The following is a 23,975-nucleotide window of genomic DNA, read 5'->3' as shown; positions in this document are numbered from 1 at the left end:
ATAAGATATGGAAATCATCAATACGATGTTTGTATTATTCGTTACATTATTACTAGGATTTTATCTTAATAAAATAAATATTATTGATGAGTCCACAAATAGAAAACTATCAACTTTAATCATTCAAGTTACTTGCCCTGCGCTTGTTATTAGATCGGTATGTGGTGATAATATGAAAGGTGATAAAAGCGATATTCTTTTTGTATTTATCATCGGCATTATCATGTACTGTATGTTACCTTTTGTAGCTTATATCATTTCAAAATTAATGTTTGTAGATAAAAGTCAATCTGGAACATATCAGTTCATGCTTATCTTTGCGAATACTAGTTTTATGGGCTTTCCTGTTGTAAGCTCAATTTTTGGACAAAAGGCTATATTCTATACCTCCATCCTTCATATGGGATTTAATATCTTAGTATTTTCCTATGGAATATATTTGATATCAAAAGATAGTGAGAAAGATGCAAAATTCGATATGATGAAGTTCGTTAATCCGGGTATAATATCCTCTATCATTGCATTAATTATATATTTTACTGGATTAGAACTTCCTAAGTGCATCGTAGATACGTTAAATAGTGTGGGAAGTATTACAACTCCATTATCTATGTTAGTATTGGGGGCGTCCATAGCAACTATTTCATTAGCAGATCTATTTAAGGAAAAAAAGGTCTATGTATTAGCAATCATACGTCTGGTTATAATGCCACTCATTGCATATTTTATTCTTTCTAAGATTACAGATGATAAGATGTTAATCGGAGTAGGAGCAATAACCCTTGGAATGCCAGTTGCTTCTATGGCTGTTATGTTATCGAATGAATATGAAGGAAATACAAGATTAACGTCAATGGGTGTACTTGTAACCACAGTTTTATCAGTTATATCAATACCGCTTGTAACTTATATGTTATCACTATAATTAGTTATTGGTGTTATTTGTATACTTTGGTGAAATACGCGATTCATAATAGGATTAGAGAATGTATAGAATAAATTGATTCAAGAGTGATAACATTATATTTACATTTCCAAATTAGATAAATGTAAAGAAAGATGTGTAAAAATATAAGTATATTAATAGAATAATAAAAAGTTGTAAGTGAAAGGAAAAAAATATGAAAGCATACGAACGACTATTAAAATATGTTAAAATCCATACCACTTCTGATGAAAATTCAGGTACTCATCCATCATCTAAATGCCAATTTGAACTTGCTAACCTTTTAGTGTCAGAGATGAACGATCTTGGAATTAGCAAGGTAAGAGTGGATGAACATGCTTATGTATATGGCGAGATTCCAGCAACAAAAGGTTATGAAAACTGTCCAAGTATTGGATTCATCGCACATATGGATACATCACCAGATGCAAGTGGAGAAAATGTGAATCCTCAGATTATTGAAAACTATAATGGAGAAGATGTTGTCCTACCAGCAACAAAGGACATACTTAGCGTGAAAGTATTTCCTCATCTATCAGAATTAAAAGGTAGAACACTAATTACTACGGATGGATCAACACTATTAGGCGCTGATGATAAAGCAGGAATTGCTGAAATTATGACTGCATGCGAGATTCTGTTAACATCAGACATTCCTCATGGAAAAATATGCATTGGATTTACACCGGATGAAGAAGTAGGGGAAGGTGCGGATTTCTTTAATGTAAAAGAATTTGGTGCTGACTTTGCATACACTGTGGATGGTAGTAGAGAAGGCGAAATAGAATATGAGAATTTTAATGCGGCAGCATGTAAGTTCGAAGTACGAGGAGTCTCGGTACATCCAGGATCATCAAAGAATACTATGGTAAATGCTGCCTTAGTCGCATTTGAGATTAATTCAATGTTACCAAGCGGTGAGATTCCAAGACATACAAAAGGTTATGAAGGATTCTATCATTTAACAGATATGTCTGGTGACGTAACAAATGCAACATTATCCTATATAATAAGAGATCATAGTGCAACAATGTTTGAAGCAAGAAAAGAAACATTAAAACATATTGCGGATTTAATGAATGAAAAATACGGAGAAGGCACTGTTTCAATATTGCTAAAAGATAATTACAGAAATATGTTAGAAATGATTGAGCCTAATTTCCATCTAATTGAAAACGCAAGAGAAGCTATTCAAAAAGTTGGACTAACACCAATCACTACACCAATTCGTGGTGGTACCGATGGTGCAAGATTAAGTTTTATGGGACTTCCTTGTCCTAACCTAGGAACAGGTGGATTTGCTTTCCATGGTAACCTTGAACACATTACAGTCGAAGGAATGGAATTATCTACTTTAGTTCTTATTGAGATAATGAAATTATACTCAAAGGAAGATTACAAATAATATTTACTTTGAATGAATAAAGTATTATTTTATTTTTTGACGTGAAATAATGATAGAAATCAGAATAATATAGAGTAATCTAAGGATGAATTAAGATGAACTTTTCTTTAGATTACTCACTTATCAGTTTACTTCACATAAAATATTATGATAATTAATTTTTACGTGAAGGAAGGATTCCAATGGATTGTCATGAGTTTTGTGATGGAAGGAATCAAGATGATATCTTTACAGAAGAAAGAGAAAATTACATTTTAATCAATAATCAAATTCCGGATGTAGGATTACAAGCAGCAATTAATAAGGCACTGAATAAGCGGGCATTAAATGAAATTACGATAGAAGATTTAGAATCTTTGACAGGAATATTAGATGCTAGGGATTATCGGATTAAATCAATTGAAGGTATTCAATATGCAAAGAATATTTCTTGTTTATTGTTACAACATAATTTAATTACAGATATTACACCTTTAAGTCAGTTGTCAAGTCTTGAGTATTTAAGTGTAAACTATAATCATATATGCGAATTCCCATGCATGAAGGGTATGTTTCATTTGAAAAAAATATATTTTTCATTTAATCATATAATCGACATAAGTCCTTTGGTTCAGATACCGAGTCTTTATTCAGTTTATGGCATTAATCAAAAAATTAAATTAAAACCAGTACAGATTTCTTTGAATAATGAAGCTATTATGACACTAAGTTGTATTCAAGATAGATTCAGTGAATTTGAATTAAACGAGGATAGTATTATTCCTTATGGGGTATATGATAAATGTAATCAAACAATTACCTATTTTGATATGAATGATGGGGATAACGTATATTTTACATTTAATAAAAAGTATAGGAACCGATTTACAGGAAAGACATTATTGATATCTGGAAATGTTGAAGCTACAGTTAAGGGATAAAATAAGGAATGAACAAAAAGGCTTGAGTCTATGATTCAAGCCTTTTTTTATTAATGGGAGTTAAATTTAATAGTCTCTTGAAGTCCAGGGTATGAAAGTTTTATTGAGATTCTGTCTTTAAGGCTTTCAGCAAGCATAGATTATAAGATAAATAAGGAATAGTTCAGTAATATAGATTTACTATGAATAAATATTCAAAAAATGATTGACAAAATCTAGTAGCTAAATTATACTAATTCATATGTTAGATAGTCATAAAACATTACTGAGCAAATTCGATGCACATCTAATGCTGCTGGTCTAATATATTTCTTTTATACATATAATTCAAGGCACCATTGAAAGAAAATAATATCAGAAAGGAATTCCACAATATACTTCTTTCAGGTACATATTGTGGATATAGCGTATTATACTTCACAGTTATAAAACCAAGTATTCTATCAACTTAATAATACGAGGTTTGAGTTATAATAGTACGTTATGGAGGGTAAATTTATGTGCGAAAATGAAGTGAAAATTGGTTACAAAGATATTTTTAAACAAGTAGAATATATGAAGCTTATCATTGCAAATGTAATCAATCGTTTTGGAGATTCGGTAGATGCAATTGCATTTACATGGCTTGTATATCAGATTACACAAAGTGCATCATGGTCAGCAGTAATATATGGAGTTAATATGTTGCCGTCAGTAATTATACAGCCTTTTGCAGGCGCATTAGTTGAAAGAATGAAAAAGAAACGAATTATGGTAATAGCTGATGCAATTCGCGGATGTATCGTGGTAGGATTAGTAATTTTATACCTAACAGATATGGTTAACCCTTACATATTGATGGTTTTTACATTTATGAATTCCTCCGTAGAAGCTTTTCGATTACCTGCTGGAATGGCTTTTACACCCCAGTTACTTGAACAGAAATATTATGAATTCGGTACATCGCTTAATACAACATTAAGTAAAATTGTTGAGTTCATAGGACTAGGGTTAGCTGGTGTAATCATAGCCGTATTTGGAGTACAAACATCGATTATAATTGATGCAATTACATTTTTCCTATCCGCAGTTATTATTTCTAGTATTTTTGTAAAAGAAGAGAAAAAAGAATCTGATAAGTTAACTGTTTCAAGTTATTTAGCAACTTTAAAAAGTGGTCTTGATTATGTTACTAAAAATCCAGTAGTTCGTAATATTTGTTTATTAATGGTTTCAATTAATGCGGTTATGGTTCCGTTAAATACATTTGAAGCGCCGCTAATAAAAGAAGTATTCAAACAGGGTAGTATGTTATTATCAGTACTTGGAATGTCAACAAGTGTTGGAATGGCAATTGGTTCTGTAATATTTCCATACGTCTCAAAGAAATTTAAGGTTCGTTCAATAATAGTAATGAATGGAATTATATTTGGAAGCTCTTACCTGTTTTTAATCTTAGTTAGTTTTGTTACAACAAGTGCAGTGGTTATTTATCCTAGTGTTGCCGTCTTTATTACGATATTTGGTATAGCAATTTCAATGATTGTATCGGTAATTAGTGTACAATTTATGAAGGAAGTGGAACAAGAATATTTATCTAGAACAGGAGCCATATTAAATGCTAGTGGCACAGCAGCAGTTCCAATATTTTCATTTCTATGCACTTTTTTGGTTAAAATATTTACTCTATCTCAAATATTTGTTGCTTCAGGTACCTTATTTATTATATTATTCTTATATATACATTTTAGAAAAGTACAATTCGAGAAGGTTACTGAATAAAGAAGAAATAAAGTATTAATAATTATCGCATGATTTAATGTGATAATTTTTAATACTTTATTTCTTGAAGTAGTAGTAATTCACATGAAAGTGGTAATAATTGATTGAGAGGCAAGGTTAGAAAATGAAAATTACAGTATTAAATAAGATAGATTATATAAATGAGTCAGATGCACTTTTGACTCTAATTGCGGAGGATTATGATTTCGAGCAACTACGTGAGAAGCTATTGAAACGATATGGAATCGACAACGAGAAAGTTCAAGATACTTATTACAGAGTCACAAAAATATATTCCTATATGCTAAAACATTTAGCAGAGGATATGGATCAAATTCGATTTTATTATAAAAATATTGGTGAGTATTCGGATAATATAGCAAGTTTTGTATTACTATATGATTTTCAAAACATATCATTATCAATCGATGAGATTAGAGAAAAAGTCTTAAATATATCAGACTCAGAACGATTAAAGGAATTCTCGAATCATTTAAATGGTTTCTATAAAATTGGTTTAACCGATGAAGAAAGCGAAGATATTACAACAGTTGACTTATTTCGTAAAATTAATAACTCAGAACTGAAAGCTGAGGATAAACTTCTGATTCAGCAAATTTTTCTTGATAAGAAAAAGTATTTGAATGAACTATTAAGTCTTATTGAAAAGACAACGAAACTATTTGAGTATTTCAAAGAGGATTTTGATTATCTTGGAAATGAATTTTATAAGTATTGGACTGATTTTACCACGCATGAGGACTTATATGATTATATAGCAAAGAATGTTAATATAGTATTCGATAAGAATTTATTGGGTACTTATCTTATTCCAAATATCTTCTACTGTAATAGATGTTCATTTAGTAGTAGGACAAAAGAAGAAAGGGAAGATAGTCAAAAGAAAGATTCTCAACTATTTGATGTATTTCGAATTGGAGTACTTTTTGATAAAAATTTAACATCAAGTTCACGTTCCAATGATGTAAATGAGATTAATCAGGCTTTAAAATTATTAAGTGATAAGAGTAAGTTTGAAATATTGATGTTAATAAAAGAAAAAAGTTCATACGGTATTGAATTAGCTAAAAGTCTTAATTTATCAACGCCTACGATATCATATCATATGTCAGCATTGATATCTCAAGGTTTAGTACGTGTGGAAAAACAGAACAATAAAGTGTTCTATATTTCCAATAAAGAAAGAATTGAAGAGATATTAAAACAAATTAGACGTTATTTAGTTGAATAATATAGATGAAAATAAACAAAATAAAGTATGAAAATAATAGGATTAGGATTAATAAAAACTAAAATAAGATGGGATTAATTATGAATAATAGTACAATGAAAGCAATAACACACGCAGGTAAATTTCATGCAGATGATGTATTTTCCACTGCATTATTAAAAATTATATATCCAGAATTATCTCTCACTCGTACATTTGAAGTGGACAGTAATTTTGATGGCATAGTATATGATATTGGTGGTGGTGAATTTGATCACCATCAAGAAGGCGCAAGAGTACGAGAGAATGGTATTCCATATGCTTCTTTTGGCTTGTTATGGGAGAAATACGGAAAAGGTTTGGTTGGTGAAGAAGAAGCAAGTCGATTTGATGAGAGATTTATTCAGCCAATCGACGAAGACGACAATACGGGATGCGGTTCATCAATTGCTAGTATTATAAGTAGTTTTAATCCTAGTTGGGATTCAAATGATTCGTATGATGAATGTTTTTTTGAAGCAGTAGAATTTGCTAAGACGATACTAACTAAAAAGTTTAATATGTCAAAAAGTATGGAGAAAGCTAAGACTCTTGTAGAACATGCATATGAGAATTCTAAAGATCAAATCGTTATTCTACCACAATTTGCCCCATGGAAGATGGTTCTATGTAATACTGATACTGAGTTTGTTATCTATCCTTCCAATCGAGGTGGGTATAATGCACAGGGGGTTCCAAAAGAACCTGATTCTAATGAGAACAAGTATAGTTTTCCAGAAGAATGGGCAGGAAAATCAGAAGCAGAGTTACCTACTATCTCAGGAGTACAGACACTTACTTTCTGTCATAATAGTAGATTTTTAATTGCCACTAAGACTTTGGAGGATGCAATTCTTGCTTGTAGGATTACAAAACAATTGCATAGAAATGAATAAGTAATTGAAACAAAATAAATTATAGTATATATTGACATTTGATTATCATGAAATTATACTATAGATATTAGATGACAATCTAATCAAGATTAGGATAGACATCTTTTATATGTATGTCTCCAAAGGTGCTAATTGCAGCAAGTGTTAAATAGAAATATTAAAATAGGTTTTATGAATACGATTTATTTTATAGAACTTAGTTCGAATCAAGAAATGGTAGGAGCTAGTGTGAAATAAACCGTTCACACCCCTGATTAGTATGTCGCCGATGGCGACAGATGGGAGCTAGTGTGAAATAAAACGTTTCACACCCCTTATTTAAACGTCGCCGATGGCGACAGATAGGAGCTAGAATTATGAAAAAGGAATTGAGTAAGTATCTACAAGAAGTAAAGCCAAGTCTAAAAGTATTATTGAATGAACTATTAAAAGAATATACTTATGTATCGATCTTAGCATCTGATTCTAAGGGAAAGACTTATAATGTGTCACGTTCAGGTACAACAATCTCAGTAAATAGTATGACCAATGAGAGAGGCTTTGTTGTTCGTGTATATGATGGTACAGGGTATAGTGAGTATTCTTTTAATGAAATTAATGAAAGTTTAATTCCTAAAATAGTTGAGACAATCAAGAATGACCTTGTTCCATTAAGAGGTAAGTTAACAAACATAGTTACAGAAACCAAATATGAAAAATTAGAAGAAGAAGAGATTAAGTTTTCAAAGAGTAGTGAATATGAAGTTGATCCAAGTGAGTTAGGAGATAAGGAAATAGTTGAGGTTCTTACAGAGATTAGCGAAAAAGCGCGACTTGTAGATGAGAGAATTATTGACTGTAGAGTTCATTTTGAATATTTACATTTGAGTAAGATATTCTTATCTGAGAAGAAAGATCTAGAGCAAAGCATCCTTTGGTCAAATGGAATGGAAATGCCAATGGCTAGAAAAGATGCTGAGGTAAAATATACATATAAAACTTTCTCAGTACAGGGTGGAGCTGAACTTCTAGACCAGATGAAACATGGTGTAGAAGATGCTGTTAAAGTAACGTTAGAATTATTAGATAGCACTCCAATTACTCCAGGTGAATACGATGTTATTTGTGATCCAGATGTAACTGGACTGATTGCACATGAAGCTTTTGGTCATGGAGTTGAGATGGATATGTTTGTGAAAGACCGTGCCTTAGCAAGTAAGTATATTGACAAAGAAGTAGCATCTTCTCTTGTTACAATGCATGATGGAGCAAGTGCAGCAGCACAAACCGGCTCATTCTATTTTGATGATGAAGGATCTCTTGCAAAAGATACAATTATTATTGATAAGGGAATCTTAAAGCAAGGAATATGCGATAGTCAAGCAGCCATGTATCTAGGAACGAAACCTACAGGTAATGGCAGAAGACAGAATTATGAAAGAAAAGCATATACTCGTATGACGAATACTTTCTTTGAAACTGGAACGAACACGGTAGAAGAAATGATTTCCTCCATAGATTATGGTTTCTTTTTAGAAAATTCAATGAATGGTATGGAAGATCCTAAAAACTGGGGTATTCAATGCATGGTAAATATTGCTAGAGAAATTAAAGGTGGTAGATTTACAGGTAAAGTATTTTCACCAGTTGTATTAACTGGTTATGTACCTGATTTGTTAAAATCAATATCCATGGTATCTACTGATATGGAATTATCCGGAACAGGATTCTGTGGCAAAGGTTACAAAGAATGGGTTAAGGTATCAACTGGCGGTCCAGCAATCAAAGCTAGGGTAAAACTAGGATAGTTAATACTTGATGAAATCATAGTACATTCAAAGAAAGGATGTTAATAAGTTGGCTAATAATATATTAAATAAAATCGTTCAGATATTAAATGATTTAGATATTAAAACATATCAGATAAACGAAACAAGAGAAGAAAGTGTTGAACTATTCTTCATTAAGAAAGCTCTTGATTCAAGAAGAAGTAAAGATGTAACTAAATACATGGTAAATGTATTCCGTGATTTTATGGACGGAGATACAAAAATGAGAGGATCTTCTTCTGCAAATATTTATAACACAATGACAGAAGAGGAGATGACTGAAGCAATCAAAGATGCCTATTTTGCTGCATCTTTTGTTAAGAATCCATTTTATGAATTACCAAGTGGTAAAAAAGAAGAGAAAGTCTTTCATCAATCTAGCTTAGCAAAAGAAACACTGGAAAGTGCAGCTACTAGAATGACAAAAGCTCTTTTTAAAGAAGACAATGGAAAAGAATCTTTTCTTAATTCAGCAGAATTATTTGTAGTAAAAGTAGATAAGCATATTATTAATTCAGAAGGAATTGATGTAAGCTACGATAAATATAAGGTAACAGGTGAGTTTGTTGTACAATGTCTAGCGCCAGAAGATGTAGAGACATATCAAGATTTTTCCTATGATGAACTTGATATGGAATCATTAGAAAAGAAAGTAAAAGATACCTTAGATATGACAACTGCACGTGCTAACGCAACTTCTAGTGCAAAAGCTGGAGATTATAAGGTTATTTTATCAGGCAAATATGTTAGAGATTTTCTATCATATTATGCTTCAAAATCTTCTGCCAATATGATATATCCAAAATATTCAGATTATGCAGTAGGACAGATGGTACAAGGGGATCATATAGAAGGAGAAGCATTAAACATCAATCTTGTAGCAAGTGAACCATATAATGATGAAGGAATCACATTTGTGAATCGTCCTTTATTAGAAGATGGTGTTCTTAAGAATCTTCATGGATCATTAAGATTCTCTAGATATTTATCAATTGAACCAGTTGGATATTATGAAGATATTGAAGTGAAAGAAGGAACAGTATCCTTCGAAGAAATGAAAAAAGGACAATATCTACATATCGTTAATTTCTCTGATTTCCAAGTAGACGACTTAACTGGTTATTTTGGTGGAGAAATACGTCTTGCATTCTATTGTGATGGAAATACAATGATTCCAGTGACTGGTGGTTCAATCTCAGGTAATATTTCAGAAGCTAGTGGTATGTTAACTTTATCAAAAGAATTGCAAAAAGAAAAAGGTTATGAAGGACCATATGCACTTAGTATTCAAAAGGTAACAATTGCTCAATAGATATTGCTATATTGTATATTTTATACAAGAAATGTAAACAATCTTAATAAAGCTTATCATAAAGTCTCACGCATTCAAAGATTATGAATGTGTGGGACTTTATCTGTCAAGGCGTATTTTATCTTTAAAACACAATCTTCGAAGTTTTAAGCCTATACAATATTTGATAGATTCAGTCAAACAATATATTAATTACCATAGTTGAGATGATAAAGGTTCAATTATGGTAATGGAAAGAAGTTGTTACCAGAATGATAACGATTTATAAGACTATAGATAATAAATTAGTTGAGTTATCGAATATAGAGAAAGATTGCTATATTTCAATAGTTCACCCAACAGAAGAAGAATTATTCCATATCTCCAATGAATATCATATAGACATTGAAGATTTATCTGTTTCTTTGAATACAGATGGAATATCTAGTTATTTTAGAGAAAAGGAATATACCGTTATCTCAATATATATACCTAAAACGGATGATATCGATGGAAAAGTTAATTTTACCACTATTCCTTTGTCTATAATTTTTACAGATAATCATGTTTTCACAATCTGTTTAGAAGATACTTTTATTGAATATAATTTATCCTATGGTAGATTTAAGAATATATATACTTACATGAAGTATCGCTTTATCTTACAAATTCTATATCGGCATACAAGCCTTTATTTGGAATATCTTAATATTATAGAAAAACGAAGTAAAGAAGTTGAGAAGAATATAAAAGGTATAACGAAGAATAGTCAGCTAAGTAAAATCTATGAATTAAATAAGATGCTCCTTTATTTTAAGACTTCCTTATTATCGAATCATACCGTATATGAAACTTTATTAGAGGATGAACGATTTACAAATGAAAAAGATATAAAAAGACTTCTAATGGAAGTAATTGTTAGAAATAAACATGCAATAGATATTACAAATATCTATCAAGAGGTACTTGAGGACATGATAGAAATGATTTCTTCCATGATATCAAATAATCTAAATACTATTATGAAGTTTCTATCAATGGTAACTATTGTTATATCAATACCAAATATGGTATCGGGTTTCTACGGTATGAATATTAATCGAAATTCTGTGCCATTTGCCTATGATGACAATAGTTTTATAAAGATTGTATTATTAGCAGCCATCCTTTCCACTCTGATAGCATTTCTACTTCAGAAGAAAGATTATTTTAAAAAGGATTAACAAAAGTTTTACAATTAATAAGAACAGACTATTTCAATCATCAATGAAATCTGTTAAAATAAAATAGAATGATAATATTATTATCCATCTAACCAACCCTAATGGTAATTGAAAGGATGTAAATATTAATGGCTAAATTATTACAATTTTGTAAGAAAAAAATACCTGGATTTTTAATCATTGCATTAATGCTAGTACTAGGAATATCATTAACAGCATGCAATCGTTCAGAGAGTGAAAAAACCGAAGAGGTGAAAAACGAGATATCAACTGAAAATAATGAAGATGAGGTTAAAGATATACTTGAAGCAGATCGTTCGGATGAAGAAGCGGATGAAGATGAAGATAGCCAAGAAGTAATGGCAAATGAAGATAATGCTATTAGCGATAAAAATGATAATACTAATAAGAATGATAATAAAGATAGTACTGTAGATGGTGATACTGTATTTGAAGAGCAACAACATCCATTTACCTTTGAAGATCTTTATCATAATGTATATACTGGAACCATCGGAAGTGAAAATGTAATCGTTGATCTATACCCAAATATGGAAGATAAGACAGTAATTATAAGATATGTTGGTGACTTGCATGAGAGTGTTGTTGAATATACAGCACAGTATCCGAATGAATACACGATTATATATAATGATAAAAAGATTGGAATCTATCTAAATGAATATGAAGATGGTGAGTTATCTGGAACATATTATGAAAAGGGAAAGATCTCTTATCCGATTTCACTCAAATTGGCATATATAAATTATATGTCTGATCCAGACCAATACTATACAGTTGGAAAGAATAAAGAAGTTGAGAATTATGCAAAGGATATTAAGGATATTATTGAAATTGAGGATATAAAAGGACTAGCGAAATTAATAGAATATCCTATCACTTTACATTCAAAAGAGGATATTACGGTTAATAATCAAGTGGAGTTAATTGAAATGGGTATATCTGGTGTGATAACGAATGAATTAAAAGATTCAATTGCTCATGCTTATCCTAATTTTATGTTTTGTAATGCAGAAGGTGTTATGTTAGGGGATGGCGATTATAATATATGGTTTACAAAAACAGAAGAAGGAAAGTTGAAAATTATTGCGATTAATAATTAACTTAGTGTAGGCATATACTAAAATATCGCCCTTAAGTTATATTTGATTTAATTAGTAAACTAGCAATTCATTTATGTTAATATATATGAATGAAAATGAATAAACTTCCAAATGGAAAATGTAAATTATGATTGACAATAAAATCAATGCATAGTATACTTCAAAGGGTAAGAGTCAAAGGCGATTTTTTTGCATATGCAAAAAAGTCGCTTTTTTTTATTCCAAACAATAGATTACTTATTTTTACATGTAATATAAGATATTTATACATGATAAAAATGTATTATTTTACATAATGTAGCCGGCATATTATGTAATTGTTTTGAATAAGAATACAAAATAAAAAATTCCAACATATCGAAAGGAGTCTTATTATGAGTATTAATTCAGGCGATAGCGCATTTATCTTAATATGTTCAGCTCTTGTATTTTTTATGACCCCAGGTCTAGCTTTCTTTTATGCAGGTATGGTAAGAAGAAAGAATACGTTAAATACACTTTTATCATGTTTCTTTGTATGTGGGTTAGCATCCCTAATGTGGATTGTATGTGGTTATTCCCTTTCTTTTGGAGCAAATCACGGTGGTTTCGTTGGTGGTTTTGACCATTTATTCTTTAATGGAATTGGTTTTGATGCCAATCCAGCATATTCTAAGACAATACCAGAGTCTTTATTTGCTACCTTTCAGATGATGTTTGCTATAATTACTCCAGCTTTAATCTGCGGATCTTTAGTAGGCAGAATGAAGTTCTCTAAGTTAGTAGCTTTTCTAGCACTTTGGTCATTAATCGTATATTATCCACTTGCACATATGGTATGGGGTGATGGCGGATTCTTAAGAGAACTTGGTTCCATTGACTTTGCGGGCGGTAATGTAGTTCATATTAGTTCTGGTATCTCAGGATTAGTTGCATGTATCTTGCTAGGAAAACGTCGTGGTTTTGGTCTTACTGCATATAAACCACATAACATTCCTTTTGTTGTACTAGGCGCAGGTATGTTATGGTTTGGATGGTTTGGTTTCAATGCAGGAAGTGCATTGGCAGCAGATGGTATAGCAGTTCACGCATTCTTAACAACGAATACATCAGCAGCAACAGCACTTTTATCATGGATGCTTATTGAAAGAATTCTTCATAAAAAAGTTACAACATTAGGTGCAGCAACAGGAGGGGTAATCGGATTAGTAGCAATTACACCTGGAGCTGGATATGTACCAATTTGGGCTTCCATTATCATTGGAGCATTGGTTAGTCCTATCTGTTATATCTTTGTTTCGAAGATTAAGAATAAATTTGGATATGATGATGCATTAGATGCATTTGGATGTCATGGAGTTGGTGGTATATTCGGAGGTATTGCAACAGGAATATTTGCAAGCAAAGATATCAATCCATCAATACCAGCAAATGGTCTAATCTATGGAGATACTAAGCTTTTTGTAGCCCAAGTGATAAGTATTGTAATAACAATTGCTATTGCATCGATTGCAACGTTTGTTATTATCAAGGTCCTTAAATTATTTGGAGATATCCGTGTTGCTCAAGAAGAAGAAGTAAAAGGATTGGATCTTTCAGAACATAGTGAATCTGCTTATCCAGCTTTTACAGGTTTAGATTAAACTTAAATACTTAGTAGAAAGATTCGTATTTAAAAGGAGGAATTTCGGATGAAAAAAATAGAAGCTATATTACGTCCAGAGCAATTAGAACCATTAAAAGAAGCATTATTGGCTGCTAAAGTAAATGGAATTACTATTAATCAAGTATTTGGATGCGGAAATCAATACGGTTGGACAGAGTATCATCGTGGTTCAGAGGTAATCATGAATACACTTCCTAAGGTGGAATTTAAAATTGTGGTAGCGGATGATAGATTAGAAGAAATCGTAGATATTATTATTAACAACTCACAAACGGGTGAAGTGGGAGATGGAAAAATATTTATCTCAGAGATTACAGATTGCATACGCATAAGAACGAAAGAGCGTGGAGATGCAGCAATTTAATAATTATATAAAAAAATAAAAAGTCTAGGATTGGTTTCCTAGACTTTTTATTTTTTTATATAATGATATAGAGTATTGATACTGTAACTAAGATTCTATTATTGGTTGAATGAAATCGAATCTAATGAATTTTGTAAACTTCCATTTGGTTGAATGAAGTTTTGCATTTAAACAAGTTACTATCGTATCACTTTTATTAAATAGTCAAGATCTTATACTTCTGCTAGCTTATTATCCTGAATCTTTTTACCTGCAGTTAATAGGAGAGTAAGAGCAGTAATAATAAAGAAGATAGCAAGTAAAACAATTCCGTTATGCCATGCTAAAGATGTGTGTCCGACTCCACTTATTGCTTCTTTGAATAATCCTACAGAATATGTCATTGGCATGAATGGATACAATACATTAAATACCTTTGGTACTGTTTCCATTGGGAAGGTACCACCACATGATGTTAATTGTAGAATTAGCATTAATAAAGCGAGAAACTTTCCAACATCTTTAAAGAAGATTAAGAAGAATTGGATAATTGCTATAAATACAAGGGAAACTAGGATGCAGGAAGCAACAAATAGTGGTATGCTCTTAACCTTTAATCCTAAACATACTAATAAAATAATAGCTAAAAATACTGCCTGAACAACACCAATTAATAAATAAGCAAATGTTCGTAATACTTTATTAGTAGAATTTCTTGCGAGTAATTTATATTTTTCATCAGCATCTAAATAGATACCGAAGAAAATCATTAATCCACCAACCCATAAAGATAGTGACATAAAGTATGGTGCAAATGCAGTACCATAATTAGGAACAGGAGCATATTTACTTGTGTCAACATTTACAGGTTCTTTTGCATATTCATCTAATCCATCGAGAGCTTTAATTTGTTCATTGGCATCTGTAATAGAATCATCTACTTTATCTTTAGCTGTTTGGATTCCGTCATTTATCTTTGTTGCGCCATCATTTAAATCATATGTTCCAGTGGCTAAAGTTACTGTACCATCTTTTAATGTAAGAACACCATTGTTTAGTGTTGAGGCTCCATTAAATAATGAACCAGCACCTGTATAGAGTTTTGATGCACCAGCTTTTAGTTGCGCTAATCCATTATTTAAAGTACTTGCTCCAGTACTAATCTTAGCAGATGCAGTAACTAATTGAGTAGTAGCTGTATTTAACTTTGTCATACCTTGGTTCAGTGTTTTTGATCCAGTAGTTAATTTACCAGAACCATCTTTAGCATTTTGTAGACCAGCTTTTAATTGGCTGATACCTGATTGTAATTCATTAACATTAGCTGTTCCAGCTGATAATTTACTTGCGCCAGCTGATATTTGGCCAGATGCAGTTTTTAGGGTAGTAGATGCTTGAGATAATGCTTGAATACTTGCTAAGTTTTCTTTACTTGTTAATTGAGCAACAAGAGCACCTATCGTTTTATCTCCAGTTTTTTGAGCATAAGCTGCTAAAACTTGTGTAGTTTTGGTAACATTTGCAACTAATGAATCAACACCAGTTGTATAAGTAGTGATTCCAGTGTTTAACTGTTCTGCACCAGCAGCTAGGGAAGAAGAACCTGTTTTTAAATCATTGATGTTCTTAGTAGCTGTTTCAAGTTGAGTTGCGCCAGCAAGAAGTTTATTAATACCGGTATCTAATTTAGCCATATTGTCACTTAAAGATTTACTTCCAGTAGTAGCGGTATTTACACCAGATTGATATTCTTTTAATTTACTATTAAAAGTAGAAGTTCCTGTCTTTAAGGATTTACTTCCAGCGGCTAACTTATCGGTACCATTTGTTAATGTTGAGATTCCATTCTTTAGATCAGAGGTACCGCTGATCAACTTAGAACTACCATTTGCTAATTTGGTAGCACCATTCTTTAAATCTTTTGCACCATCATTCAATTTAGAAGTTCCTGATTGTAAATCAGAAGAACCATCATATAGTTTTTGTAAACCATCTGAAAGTGTTGTAAGTTTATCTGGTGTACTCTTTAATTTGTCTGCTAAATTTGAAACGATTTCCTTGTCAACACTAGAGCGCACAGACATTTCAATTTTTAAAACAGCACTCTTTAAAATCTGTGAAGCTAAATAATTACGTTTTTCGTTTGTTACATAAATAAGCTCAGCTGTTTTCTTATCTGTTGTGGATGCAGATTTTATGCTTTCTGAAAAATCATTTGGGATAGTAATAGAAGAATAGTATTTCTTGCCTTCTACTCCCTTTTTAGCAGTATCTGCATCGGTAAAGATAAACTTTAGTGTACCTTCATCTTTCAATTTGTCGCATAATTCCTGACCAACATTACGTTGTTCATCATTAATTACGGCTCCTTTGTCTTCATTTACAATTGCTACGGGTAATGTTTCTAGGCTGGAGTAAGGATCCCAGAAAGCGTCCAAGTAGAAAAAGCTATAAAGAAGAGGAACAATAATTACTCCTATAATTACAATGATTGAAGCAATTTTTTTTGAACTCATTTTTTCCTTCATATTTTCATCTCCTTTTTCATTGGTGAGTATAGCACGACGAATGATTTTTGTATTTAAACATTATATTTGGTTTGTCGTAAAGTTATACAATATTTAACAATTGTCGTGAAATTTAACAAAATATGGGTATTGTCTATATGGAGATGATGTAAAAAAGGTTATACTATATCAGAAAGATAAGAGCATGTACGTTTTAAGAATATTGAGGTGAGTTAATTGTTAATTGATATTAGGCATATAGCTATTGAGAAATCGTTAAATATTATATTGAGAAGTTCTAAAAGATCTCCAGAACGGTGTGCTAGAAATCTTTTAGAATTAGGAACTGGAGTATATAAAAAGAATAGTAATGTAATGAAAGAGGGATTATATCCTTTATTTGTTGATTTATGCAAGAAAAATGATAAAGAGGCAATTAAAGAATTATTTTATAGAACTTTTTTAGATTAAAGAATAAATGATTATATCATGAGTTACTCGACAAATGACCTGTTTGGGAAGTATTCTAGGCAATTTGCACAAAACAGAAAAACTCATGCTTCATTGAGTATGTATAAGAAGTTCTAGTTCTCAGGTCATTTTGTGTAAAACATATGCTAGGACAGATAACTCGCTTTGCTCAGACAGATCTGTCCTAGCATATAACACGAAATGATCCGAGAACAAGATCTTCTAATACATACTCATAGGCGCATTCACTTTTTCTGTTTTGTGCAAATTGCCAGGCAGGATTTTGAAACAGGTCATTTGTCAGGCAACTCATATCATAATATATAGGGTTAAAAAAATAAAAAGTGCTGTCACACTAACGATTGAATAATCGAAGGTATGGTAGCACATTTTTCTTAAAAGTATATTTTTTCATTTACATTTTCACAAGTAGTAGAAATCAAAAAATATGTAAAGTTTATTAATAAACTTTTTGAAGGAAAGGTAGCCAAAATTAATAACTATACAGCGATATACACTCAGTAAGCTAAACAATGACTTTTGACACCCTAACCAACTTTATAGATTTAAGTTTTCTTCTATGTATCTTTTGGCTGCATAAGCTTTACAATCATTTACAACAGTGGAAATCTGTTTAATCATTTTTTCAGCAGATTTTTTCATACCTGTTTTAGCCCAAGAGATAATAAGGCCAACAACACCAAAGGAGAAAAATTCAGCTATAAAACGTTTATCTTCTTGGTTAATCTGTTGGTTGCCAACTAAATTATCAATGATTGTACAGAATAGTTCAATGGATATCTCAATTAAATATTCAGTGAATTCATCTTGAAAGGATTGGCTTATAGCATTTTGATAGAAGTTTTTATTATTTTCCATTACTTCTAGCATGTTAAAAAGATTATCTTGCCAATTATCTAAGGATAATCCATCTGTAAAGACTGTGATAACTTCGTTATAAAAGATCCAGTTCAATAACTCAAATTTATCTTGAAAGTGATAATAAAAAGTTTGGCGATTTAGACCACAGCTCTTTGTAATATCAGAGATGGTTATCTTATCGAAACTTTTTTGATTCATAATCGTTTTAAGGCCCAATGCAATTGCTTGCTTCGTAATTAATGAGTCTGACATTTGTTCACCTACTTAATGTATATAAATTCTGTTTTTATTCTGTTTAGTTCTTATTATGAATTTATTCTTATTTTATTCTATTTACTACATAAATTCAAGAAAAAAGTAGCTTATCTATTATGTAGATTATGTCAGATATTTTTACAGCAAGATAGTAAGAAGATTTTGATTTGTTTTGATGATAGAATAATTTTTTGCAAGTATGTAAATATTAAGAATAGAAACTAATAACATAGATAATCTTTTTGTTAAAAACATGGAGGTGTCTTATGAAAAGCGATTTAAAAAATGCGAAAGATAAGATAGTAGGAAGCGTAAAAGAAGCAGTTGGAGATCTTATGGACGATGAAGGCCTTGAATTTAAAGGAAAAATGCAAACGATGAAAGCAGATATTGGAGAAAAGGTTAATGATATGAAAGAGGAAGTATTAGAGAAAACTAATAATCTAATGGATAAGATGAAAAATAACAAAGATAAAAAATATTGATAAGAAGAAACATGGAAAAATAGAGGAGCATTAGCAAAAGTAAGTTTTTTTGTTAATGCTCCTCTATTTATATATCCTTAAACATACTCGAATATGACAAAAAACATATTATTTTCACATATTCTAACTATAATAAAATAGATTATATTTAACTTCTATAGTATAATTGTGCTTATTAAAAAATATTACAGATAAGAAAGGTAAAAGAAACATGATTAATTATTTAACTAGTATGGATGGAAACATTCTAATATTTATACAAGAACATCTACGATCACCAATTGTCACACCAATTTTTAGATTTATAACTTCGCTTGGGAATAAGGGAGCTATTTGGATCATATTATCTATCGCTCTCTTATGTTTTAAGAAAACAAGAAAAACTGGAATATTGGCAATTATCGCATTGTTCTTATCCTTATTAATTGATAATATTCTTTTGAAGAATATTGTTGCAAGAACTAGGCCATATGAAATTGTAAACGGATTACATATATTGATTAATAAACCAAGCGACTATTCCTTCCCATCTGGACATACAGGAAGTTCCTTTGCAGCAGCAATTATTTTCTATAAGGAGTTACCAAAAAAATATGGAATTCTCGCACTTATGTTAGCTATTCTGATTGGTATATCAAGGTTATATGTAGGAGTACATTATCCAACGGATGTACTAGGTGGAGCAATGATAGGGACATTTATTGCATTATTTGTTTACAGAATGCAATTTAATTTAAAGGTGAATGATAGAAAAAGTTTGGAAATTTAACCCCGAAGGCTATTGAATGCATTAAATACATCTAAAATTCCATAACCCCATTCTTTATTTGGATATTGGACACTAGAATCTCTTTTTGCACCACGAATAAGATAGTTCTTGATTTCTGAGGTTTCAAATATAACAGGAGTCGTTTGTCTTTGACCCCATTCTAAAAATAGCGCGACTACTCCAGCTGTAAATCCAGCGGAGATACTGGTTCCATTTTGAGTAGAATAAGTATTGTTCAGAGTTGGAACTATCATATTCACACCTGGAGCGGCAAAGGTAGGATTAATGATATTGGCTCTTGTATACCCCCTACTTGCATTAATATATAGATTTTGAGTTGAGTGATCATAAGCAGTAGTAATTATTGGAATCGAGGTATTGGCAGGTCCAGTTAATGTAGTATTGGGATCTGGTTTAGTAAAGAAAGTATCCGTTCCAAGAAAGTTATGTATAGGGAGCCAAATATTGAATCTCGGTTCAAAATTAATACTCGAATATACTCGAAAGCGCCAAATTCCTTCTGTAGGATTTTGAAAGCGAATTAAGATAAGTTCATCGCCAGTCTGTGATTCTACAATTTCATAATCAATAAAAAGTTTGGTTGATTCAAAAATAAAATTAATTTCACGAGTTTCTTTTAGTCTGGCAGGAATTCTAGATATATATTCGCCAGTAGGAGATAATACATCAATGGAAAATAAATTAGGGCTATTCCCCCATAACTCCATGGAAAAACCTTTGTTATTTGGTCCTACTTTTAATTCCACTGTATCGTATCCTATTGTCGTGTCAACAATGCCAGAATAGTGAAGACCACGATTTCCCTCATTGCCAGCTGCTACAGTAACTCCTGTGCCTTTTTGATCTGCAATTGAATTGAGATAGCTACTTAATGCATGTCGTGCATCATGAGCACCTTGTGAAGTGCCAAGACCGATAGCAATTGATATTGGTTTTTTTAATTTGGTAGCTATAGATAACAAGTACTTTAAACCAAACATAATATCATTTTCTTGGTAACAATCGACGTCACTTGGAATGAAAAAGAAATCTCTTAAATTTTGTTTTGCTTGTTTTAACTTAACAACTACGATACCAGAATCTGTAGCAACACCGGAGAAATTTTTCGCTTCATTTCTATTACCAGCAGCAATTCCAGCTAATGATGTACCATGTCCATTGGTATCTTTGGAAGGTACGACTGAGAAAGGATCGGTGTTCGTTAAAGCTAAGTTAATCTGATCTTTGGTATATTCTGTTCCATATAGGAATCCTGCTGGTTTTGAAGTTGTATTATTAATCGTTTGATCCCATATTGATACAATTCTTGTAGTGCCATCTGCATTTTTAAAAGCTTCGTGGGTGTAGTCGATTCCAGTATCAATAATTCCGATTAATACATCTTTGCCAGTTAAATTAAGAGCTGGAATACCTTGTATTTTTGTGATTCCAGAGTCTTCCAAGCTGCCAAGATCTAATAACCCATAACAATTAGGATAGATACTGTAAGTATATTGCTGAATCAGATTCGGTGGTAATTTAGCTATTGGAACATATGCAACAGCGTTGACATTATTAACTACTTCATAACAAAAATCGGATAATGATTTTAGACTTTCTGGTATTTGATCAGATTCTACAATAAAATCTGCATAGTCTTCACTAAGAATACGGTTAGAACAAGTTGAATCCAAAATTCCATTCGCCCCCTAATATTAGATTGAATTGGTAATGTGAAACGTTATTGATAAGTTTCACAATTTATTTAATAATTGATATCGATTATAACTTTACAAGGTTTATGTTGGACTTACTATTTTCATCAATTAAATATACTTCCATTAATATTTCTTTGTTGTACCAATCATCATAGGATATTGGAAGACCTAATAACCCAGAACGAGCAACTTCTACACCTAATTCTCCCATTTTAAATGGTTGTTGAGCTATCGTACCTTGAACAAGACCTTCTTTGATTGCATCAATTACAGGTGGATCAGCATCAAAACCAATCAACATAATTTTGCCTTTCTCACCTGCTTCTTCAATTGCCCCGGCAGCACCTAAGGTCATCAAGCCATTTTCACAAAAGATTACAGCTAAGTCATCTTTATAAGATACTAGTATTTTTTTCACTATTTCATAAGCTGGCTCTTGCCTGCCATCTGCAGATATTTCAGCAACTACTTTATATCCATATTCTTGCATGACACTTTTAAATCCTTGGCCTCTGCGGAGAGCATAGGTTGCTGTTTTCTCTGCTTTAATGATAGCAACATTTTTACTTTTTATATCATGCTCTTTGATTAATTTTATGGCATATTCACCAGCCAATACTCCCCCTGCGAATGAATCGGAGACAATAAAAGCTAATACATCAGCACCACCAGTTCCACCATCAATAACAACTACAGGGATTCCCTTTTTTTTCGCATTAGCAACAATAATTGGTACTCCTTCTGGATTATATGGTGAAATTATTAATGCATTAATATCCTTATTTATTAAATCGATGCTTCCAGTAATCATTTCAACCGAGTTACTCTTTTGATCAAAGGTAAGTACATCGATATTCAGTTCTTTGGCTTTCGTAAGAACGCCATCTTGCATTGTTTTATAATAATCCCATGATGCATCATATACAGACCAACCAAAAGTATATTTTGGCTCAAGTTGAGTTGTAACTGCCTGTGTATTATCTAATGAGATATCTTTTTCACTTTGATAGGAATCTATGAAGTTTAGAATATCATTGTCTGTTGGTAATTGTCCCGAAGATCTTGTATATAATGTAATAGGATCAGTTGAATGATCGTTTACTTGCATTATATTAACAAAATGATTCGAAATACTATATATTCCATAGGTTATAGGCCTTTCGGGAAAGTCTGGTATGGAGGGACACATACAACCAGTATTTGAATAATGGATCGAATGGCTTCCAAGATTCATTATTGGAATATGTGTATGGCCCATAATTATTGTGAAAGGATTTGTCTGATGGCTATACTGTTTTGCTAGCCAAGGTAAATAAAGATTGCCTTCATCTGCAATTAATGCTAGAGAGTTAATTATTTCGTTTGAAATTTTTAACCCTTTTAGTTTAGCGCGGTATTCATATAATAGATCTTGGTAGATAAACTTTACATAATCAAGAGTGGTAGATGTTGATTGATTAAGCCATATTGGTTCATTTAAAGGCATGCCAGTTATACCAGATATTGAATCTACCAAAGAATTAACTAAGTTTTTTGTAGAAAGATTATTTTTAAAGATATCTGGTATCGCAAAAAGATACTTTGTTAAATCTGTTATATCGTGCCCTTTTTTGCTTGCAACAGTATGACCTGGAGTCTCTTTAAGTTCTTTTTGTAACTTATAAGCAATTGCTCTTGATACAAAATATCCAATTGGGAGAGGCGCGAGGGGACTTTTGTGATAAGTAGAATTTAATAAAGTAAATTCATTTCCATGAGTAAATAGAATAGATGGATCATATGTAGGTGTATATGGACCTTTATGATATTTGATGGAATATCCATCGGAATTCTTTATCTTTTTTAGATCAGTTTCGGTTATATTAATATCATGGTTGCCAGGTATAAATATAATTCTTCCTTTCAGTGCGGTTAATGCTTTACTTAGCTTTCCATTCGGACCCAAAATATTAGGATTGGATGCAATAATATCATCAAGTGTTGGTGGAATCTCATTCGGTGGATAGGACCAAAATTCAAAAATATCTCCTAAAAGTACCAGCTCTCTAATTTGGTTGGCGCTGGATATAATATCATCAAATACAAGATTTAGATATTTTTCATGAAATTCTTTACGATAACATACAGTGGAAGAAGCAGTACCGATATGGATATCGCTTAATATTACAATAAACTCCCTATTCTCCATGTTCCATACCATGATGTAACACACCCTTTAATAGATGTGCTATTGCCACATTAATAGAGGTTGATAGG

Annotated in this window: 19 protein-coding genes; 15 read left to right on the top strand and 4 right to left on the bottom strand. The window is 31.5% G+C overall.

The window, feature by feature from the left end:
- The first annotated feature begins 7 nt into the window (after positions 1-7).
- The 12 genes from bsdtb5_RS12545 to bsdtb5_RS12490 all read left to right on the top strand — a co-directional run bounded on the left by bsdtb5_RS12545 (position 8) and on the right by bsdtb5_RS12490 (position 14,653).
- Positions 8-925, top strand: coding sequence for an AEC family transporter (locus tag bsdtb5_RS12545; RefSeq protein WP_271712328.1), 918 nt, complete (start codon positions 8-10; stop codon positions 923-925).
- 196 nt (positions 926-1,121) lie between these two features.
- Positions 1,122-2,351, top strand: coding sequence for a peptidase T (gene pepT, locus bsdtb5_RS12540; protein WP_271712327.1), 1,230 nt, complete (start codon positions 1,122-1,124; stop codon positions 2,349-2,351).
- Between the two features lie 182 nt (positions 2,352-2,533).
- A complete protein-coding gene (locus bsdtb5_RS12535) occupies positions 2,534-3,271 on the top strand; it encodes a leucine-rich repeat domain-containing protein (protein ID WP_271712326.1) in 738 nt (245 codons plus the stop codon).
- A gap of 498 nt (positions 3,272-3,769) precedes the next feature.
- Positions 3,770-5,032: an MFS transporter gene (locus bsdtb5_RS12530; protein WP_271712325.1), complete on the top strand. Its 1,263-nt coding sequence runs from the start codon at positions 3,770-3,772 to the stop codon at positions 5,030-5,032.
- Positions 5,033-5,156: 124 nt separating this feature from the next.
- Positions 5,157-6,284, top strand: a complete 1,128-nt coding sequence (locus bsdtb5_RS12525) for an ArsR/SmtB family transcription factor (protein ID WP_271712324.1) — start codon at positions 5,157-5,159, stop codon at positions 6,282-6,284.
- Positions 6,285-6,364: 80 nt separating this feature from the next.
- The gene (locus tag bsdtb5_RS12520) at positions 6,365-7,198 is read left to right on the top strand and encodes an MYG1 family protein (RefSeq protein WP_271712323.1); all 834 of its coding nucleotides are present in this window, start codon (positions 6,365-6,367) and stop codon (positions 7,196-7,198) included.
- A 356-nt stretch (positions 7,199-7,554) separates the two neighbouring features.
- Positions 7,555-8,985, top strand: a complete 1,431-nt coding sequence (locus tag bsdtb5_RS12515) for a TldD/PmbA family protein (RefSeq protein ID WP_271712322.1) — start codon at positions 7,555-7,557, stop codon at positions 8,983-8,985.
- 49 nt (positions 8,986-9,034) lie between these two features.
- Positions 9,035-10,318, top strand: coding sequence for a metallopeptidase TldD-related protein (locus bsdtb5_RS12510; protein ID WP_271712321.1), 1,284 nt, complete (start codon positions 9,035-9,037; stop codon positions 10,316-10,318).
- A 251-nt stretch (positions 10,319-10,569) separates the two neighbouring features.
- Entirely contained in the window at positions 10,570-11,520 is a 951-nt protein-coding gene (locus bsdtb5_RS12505; RefSeq protein ID WP_271712320.1) for a magnesium transporter CorA family protein, read from the top strand.
- Positions 11,521-11,648: 128 nt separating this feature from the next.
- Entirely contained in the window at positions 11,649-12,644 is a 996-nt protein-coding gene (locus tag bsdtb5_RS12500; RefSeq protein WP_271712319.1) for a hypothetical protein, read from the top strand.
- Positions 12,645-13,018: 374 nt separating this feature from the next.
- Positions 13,019-14,266, top strand: a complete 1,248-nt coding sequence (locus bsdtb5_RS12495) for an ammonium transporter (RefSeq protein WP_271712318.1) — start codon at positions 13,019-13,021, stop codon at positions 14,264-14,266.
- A gap of 48 nt (positions 14,267-14,314) precedes the next feature.
- On the top strand, positions 14,315-14,653 hold the full coding sequence (locus bsdtb5_RS12490; protein WP_271712317.1) for a P-II family nitrogen regulator: 339 nt from the start codon (positions 14,315-14,317) through the stop codon (positions 14,651-14,653).
- Positions 14,654-14,865: 212 nt separating this feature from the next.
- Here bsdtb5_RS12490 and bsdtb5_RS12485 read toward each other — a convergent pair whose 3' ends face one another.
- Entirely contained in the window at positions 14,866-17,160 is a 2,295-nt protein-coding gene (locus bsdtb5_RS12485) for a YhgE/Pip domain-containing protein (protein ID WP_271712316.1), read from the bottom strand.
- 216 nt (positions 17,161-17,376) lie between these two features.
- Between bsdtb5_RS12485 and bsdtb5_RS12480 the strand changes: the two genes are divergently transcribed.
- Entirely contained in the window at positions 17,377-17,610 is a 234-nt protein-coding gene (locus bsdtb5_RS12480; RefSeq protein ID WP_271712315.1) for a hypothetical protein, read from the top strand.
- 558 nt (positions 17,611-18,168) lie between these two features.
- Here bsdtb5_RS12480 and dhaS read toward each other — a convergent pair.
- Positions 18,169-18,744, bottom strand: coding sequence for a dihydroxyacetone kinase transcriptional activator DhaS (gene dhaS, locus bsdtb5_RS12475; protein WP_271712314.1), 576 nt, complete (start codon positions 18,742-18,744; stop codon positions 18,169-18,171).
- A gap of 269 nt (positions 18,745-19,013) precedes the next feature.
- On the opposite strand from dhaS, the gene bsdtb5_RS12470 reads away from it, so the two are divergent.
- Positions 19,014-19,232 carry a CsbD family protein gene (locus tag bsdtb5_RS12470; RefSeq protein WP_271712313.1) on the top strand — a complete coding sequence of 73 codons (219 nt, stop codon included), beginning with the start codon at positions 19,014-19,016 and terminating at the stop codon, positions 19,230-19,232.
- A 211-nt stretch (positions 19,233-19,443) separates the two neighbouring features.
- Complete coding sequence (locus tag bsdtb5_RS12465; RefSeq protein WP_271712312.1) at positions 19,444-20,001, top strand: phosphatase PAP2 family protein; 558 nt, start codon at positions 19,444-19,446, stop codon at positions 19,999-20,001.
- Here the strand turns inward: bsdtb5_RS12465 and bsdtb5_RS12460 are convergent.
- Both bsdtb5_RS12460 and bsdtb5_RS12455 read right to left on the bottom strand, forming a co-directional pair.
- Complete coding sequence (locus bsdtb5_RS12460) at positions 19,998-21,695, bottom strand: S8 family peptidase (protein ID WP_271712311.1); 1,698 nt, start codon at positions 21,693-21,695, stop codon at positions 19,998-20,000. The two genes, bsdtb5_RS12465 and bsdtb5_RS12460, sit on opposite strands and share 4 nt — an antisense overlap.
- 88 nt (positions 21,696-21,783) lie before the next feature.
- A complete protein-coding gene (locus bsdtb5_RS12455) occupies positions 21,784-23,919 on the bottom strand; it encodes a substrate-binding domain-containing protein (protein WP_271712310.1) in 2,136 nt (711 codons plus the stop codon).
- Positions 23,920-23,975 lie beyond the last annotated feature (56 nt).

This window comes from Anaeromicropila herbilytica (genome assembly GCF_016591975.1).
Lineage (GTDB): Bacteria > Bacillota > Clostridia > Lachnospirales > Lachnospiraceae > Anaeromicropila > Anaeromicropila herbilytica.
The sequence above is the reverse complement of the archived record's forward strand: the minus strand, read 5'-3'. Positions and strand labels throughout refer to the sequence as shown.

Bases quoted from the DNA above. Each gene is read 5' to 3' on its own strand.
- bsdtb5_RS12520 (WP_271712323.1), top strand. From the start codon at position 6,365: ATGAATAATAGTACAATGAAAGCAATAACACACGCAGGTAAATTTCAT.
- bsdtb5_RS12470 (WP_271712313.1), top strand. From the start codon at position 19,014: ATGAAAAGCGATTTAAAAAATGCGAAAGATAAGATAGTAGGAAGCGTA.
- bsdtb5_RS12535 (WP_271712326.1), top strand. From the start codon at position 2,534: ATGGATTGTCATGAGTTTTGTGATGGAAGGAATCAAGATGATATCTTT.
- bsdtb5_RS12485 (WP_271712316.1), bottom strand. From the start codon at position 17,160: ATGAAGGAAAAAATGAGTTCAAAAAAAATTGCTTCAATCATTGTAATT.
- bsdtb5_RS12525 (WP_271712324.1), top strand. From the start codon at position 5,157: ATGAAAATTACAGTATTAAATAAGATAGATTATATAAATGAGTCAGAT.
- bsdtb5_RS12490 (WP_271712317.1), top strand. From the start codon at position 14,315: ATGAAAAAAATAGAAGCTATATTACGTCCAGAGCAATTAGAACCATTA.
- bsdtb5_RS12505 (WP_271712320.1), top strand. From the start codon at position 10,570: ATGATAACGATTTATAAGACTATAGATAATAAATTAGTTGAGTTATCG.
- bsdtb5_RS12465 (WP_271712312.1), top strand. From the start codon at position 19,444: ATGATTAATTATTTAACTAGTATGGATGGAAACATTCTAATATTTATA.
- bsdtb5_RS12515 (WP_271712322.1), top strand. From the start codon at position 7,555: ATGAAAAAGGAATTGAGTAAGTATCTACAAGAAGTAAAGCCAAGTCTA.
- dhaS (WP_271712314.1), bottom strand. From the start codon at position 18,744: ATGTCAGACTCATTAATTACGAAGCAAGCAATTGCATTGGGCCTTAAA.
- pepT (WP_271712327.1), top strand. From the start codon at position 1,122: ATGAAAGCATACGAACGACTATTAAAATATGTTAAAATCCATACCACT.
- bsdtb5_RS12530 (WP_271712325.1), top strand. From the start codon at position 3,770: ATGTGCGAAAATGAAGTGAAAATTGGTTACAAAGATATTTTTAAACAA.
- bsdtb5_RS12500 (WP_271712319.1), top strand. From the start codon at position 11,649: ATGGCTAAATTATTACAATTTTGTAAGAAAAAAATACCTGGATTTTTA.
- bsdtb5_RS12455 (WP_271712310.1), bottom strand. From the start codon at position 23,919: ATGGTATGGAACATGGAGAATAGGGAGTTTATTGTAATATTAAGCGAT.
- bsdtb5_RS12495 (WP_271712318.1), top strand. From the start codon at position 13,019: ATGAGTATTAATTCAGGCGATAGCGCATTTATCTTAATATGTTCAGCT.
- bsdtb5_RS12545 (WP_271712328.1), top strand. From the start codon at position 8: ATGGAAATCATCAATACGATGTTTGTATTATTCGTTACATTATTACTA.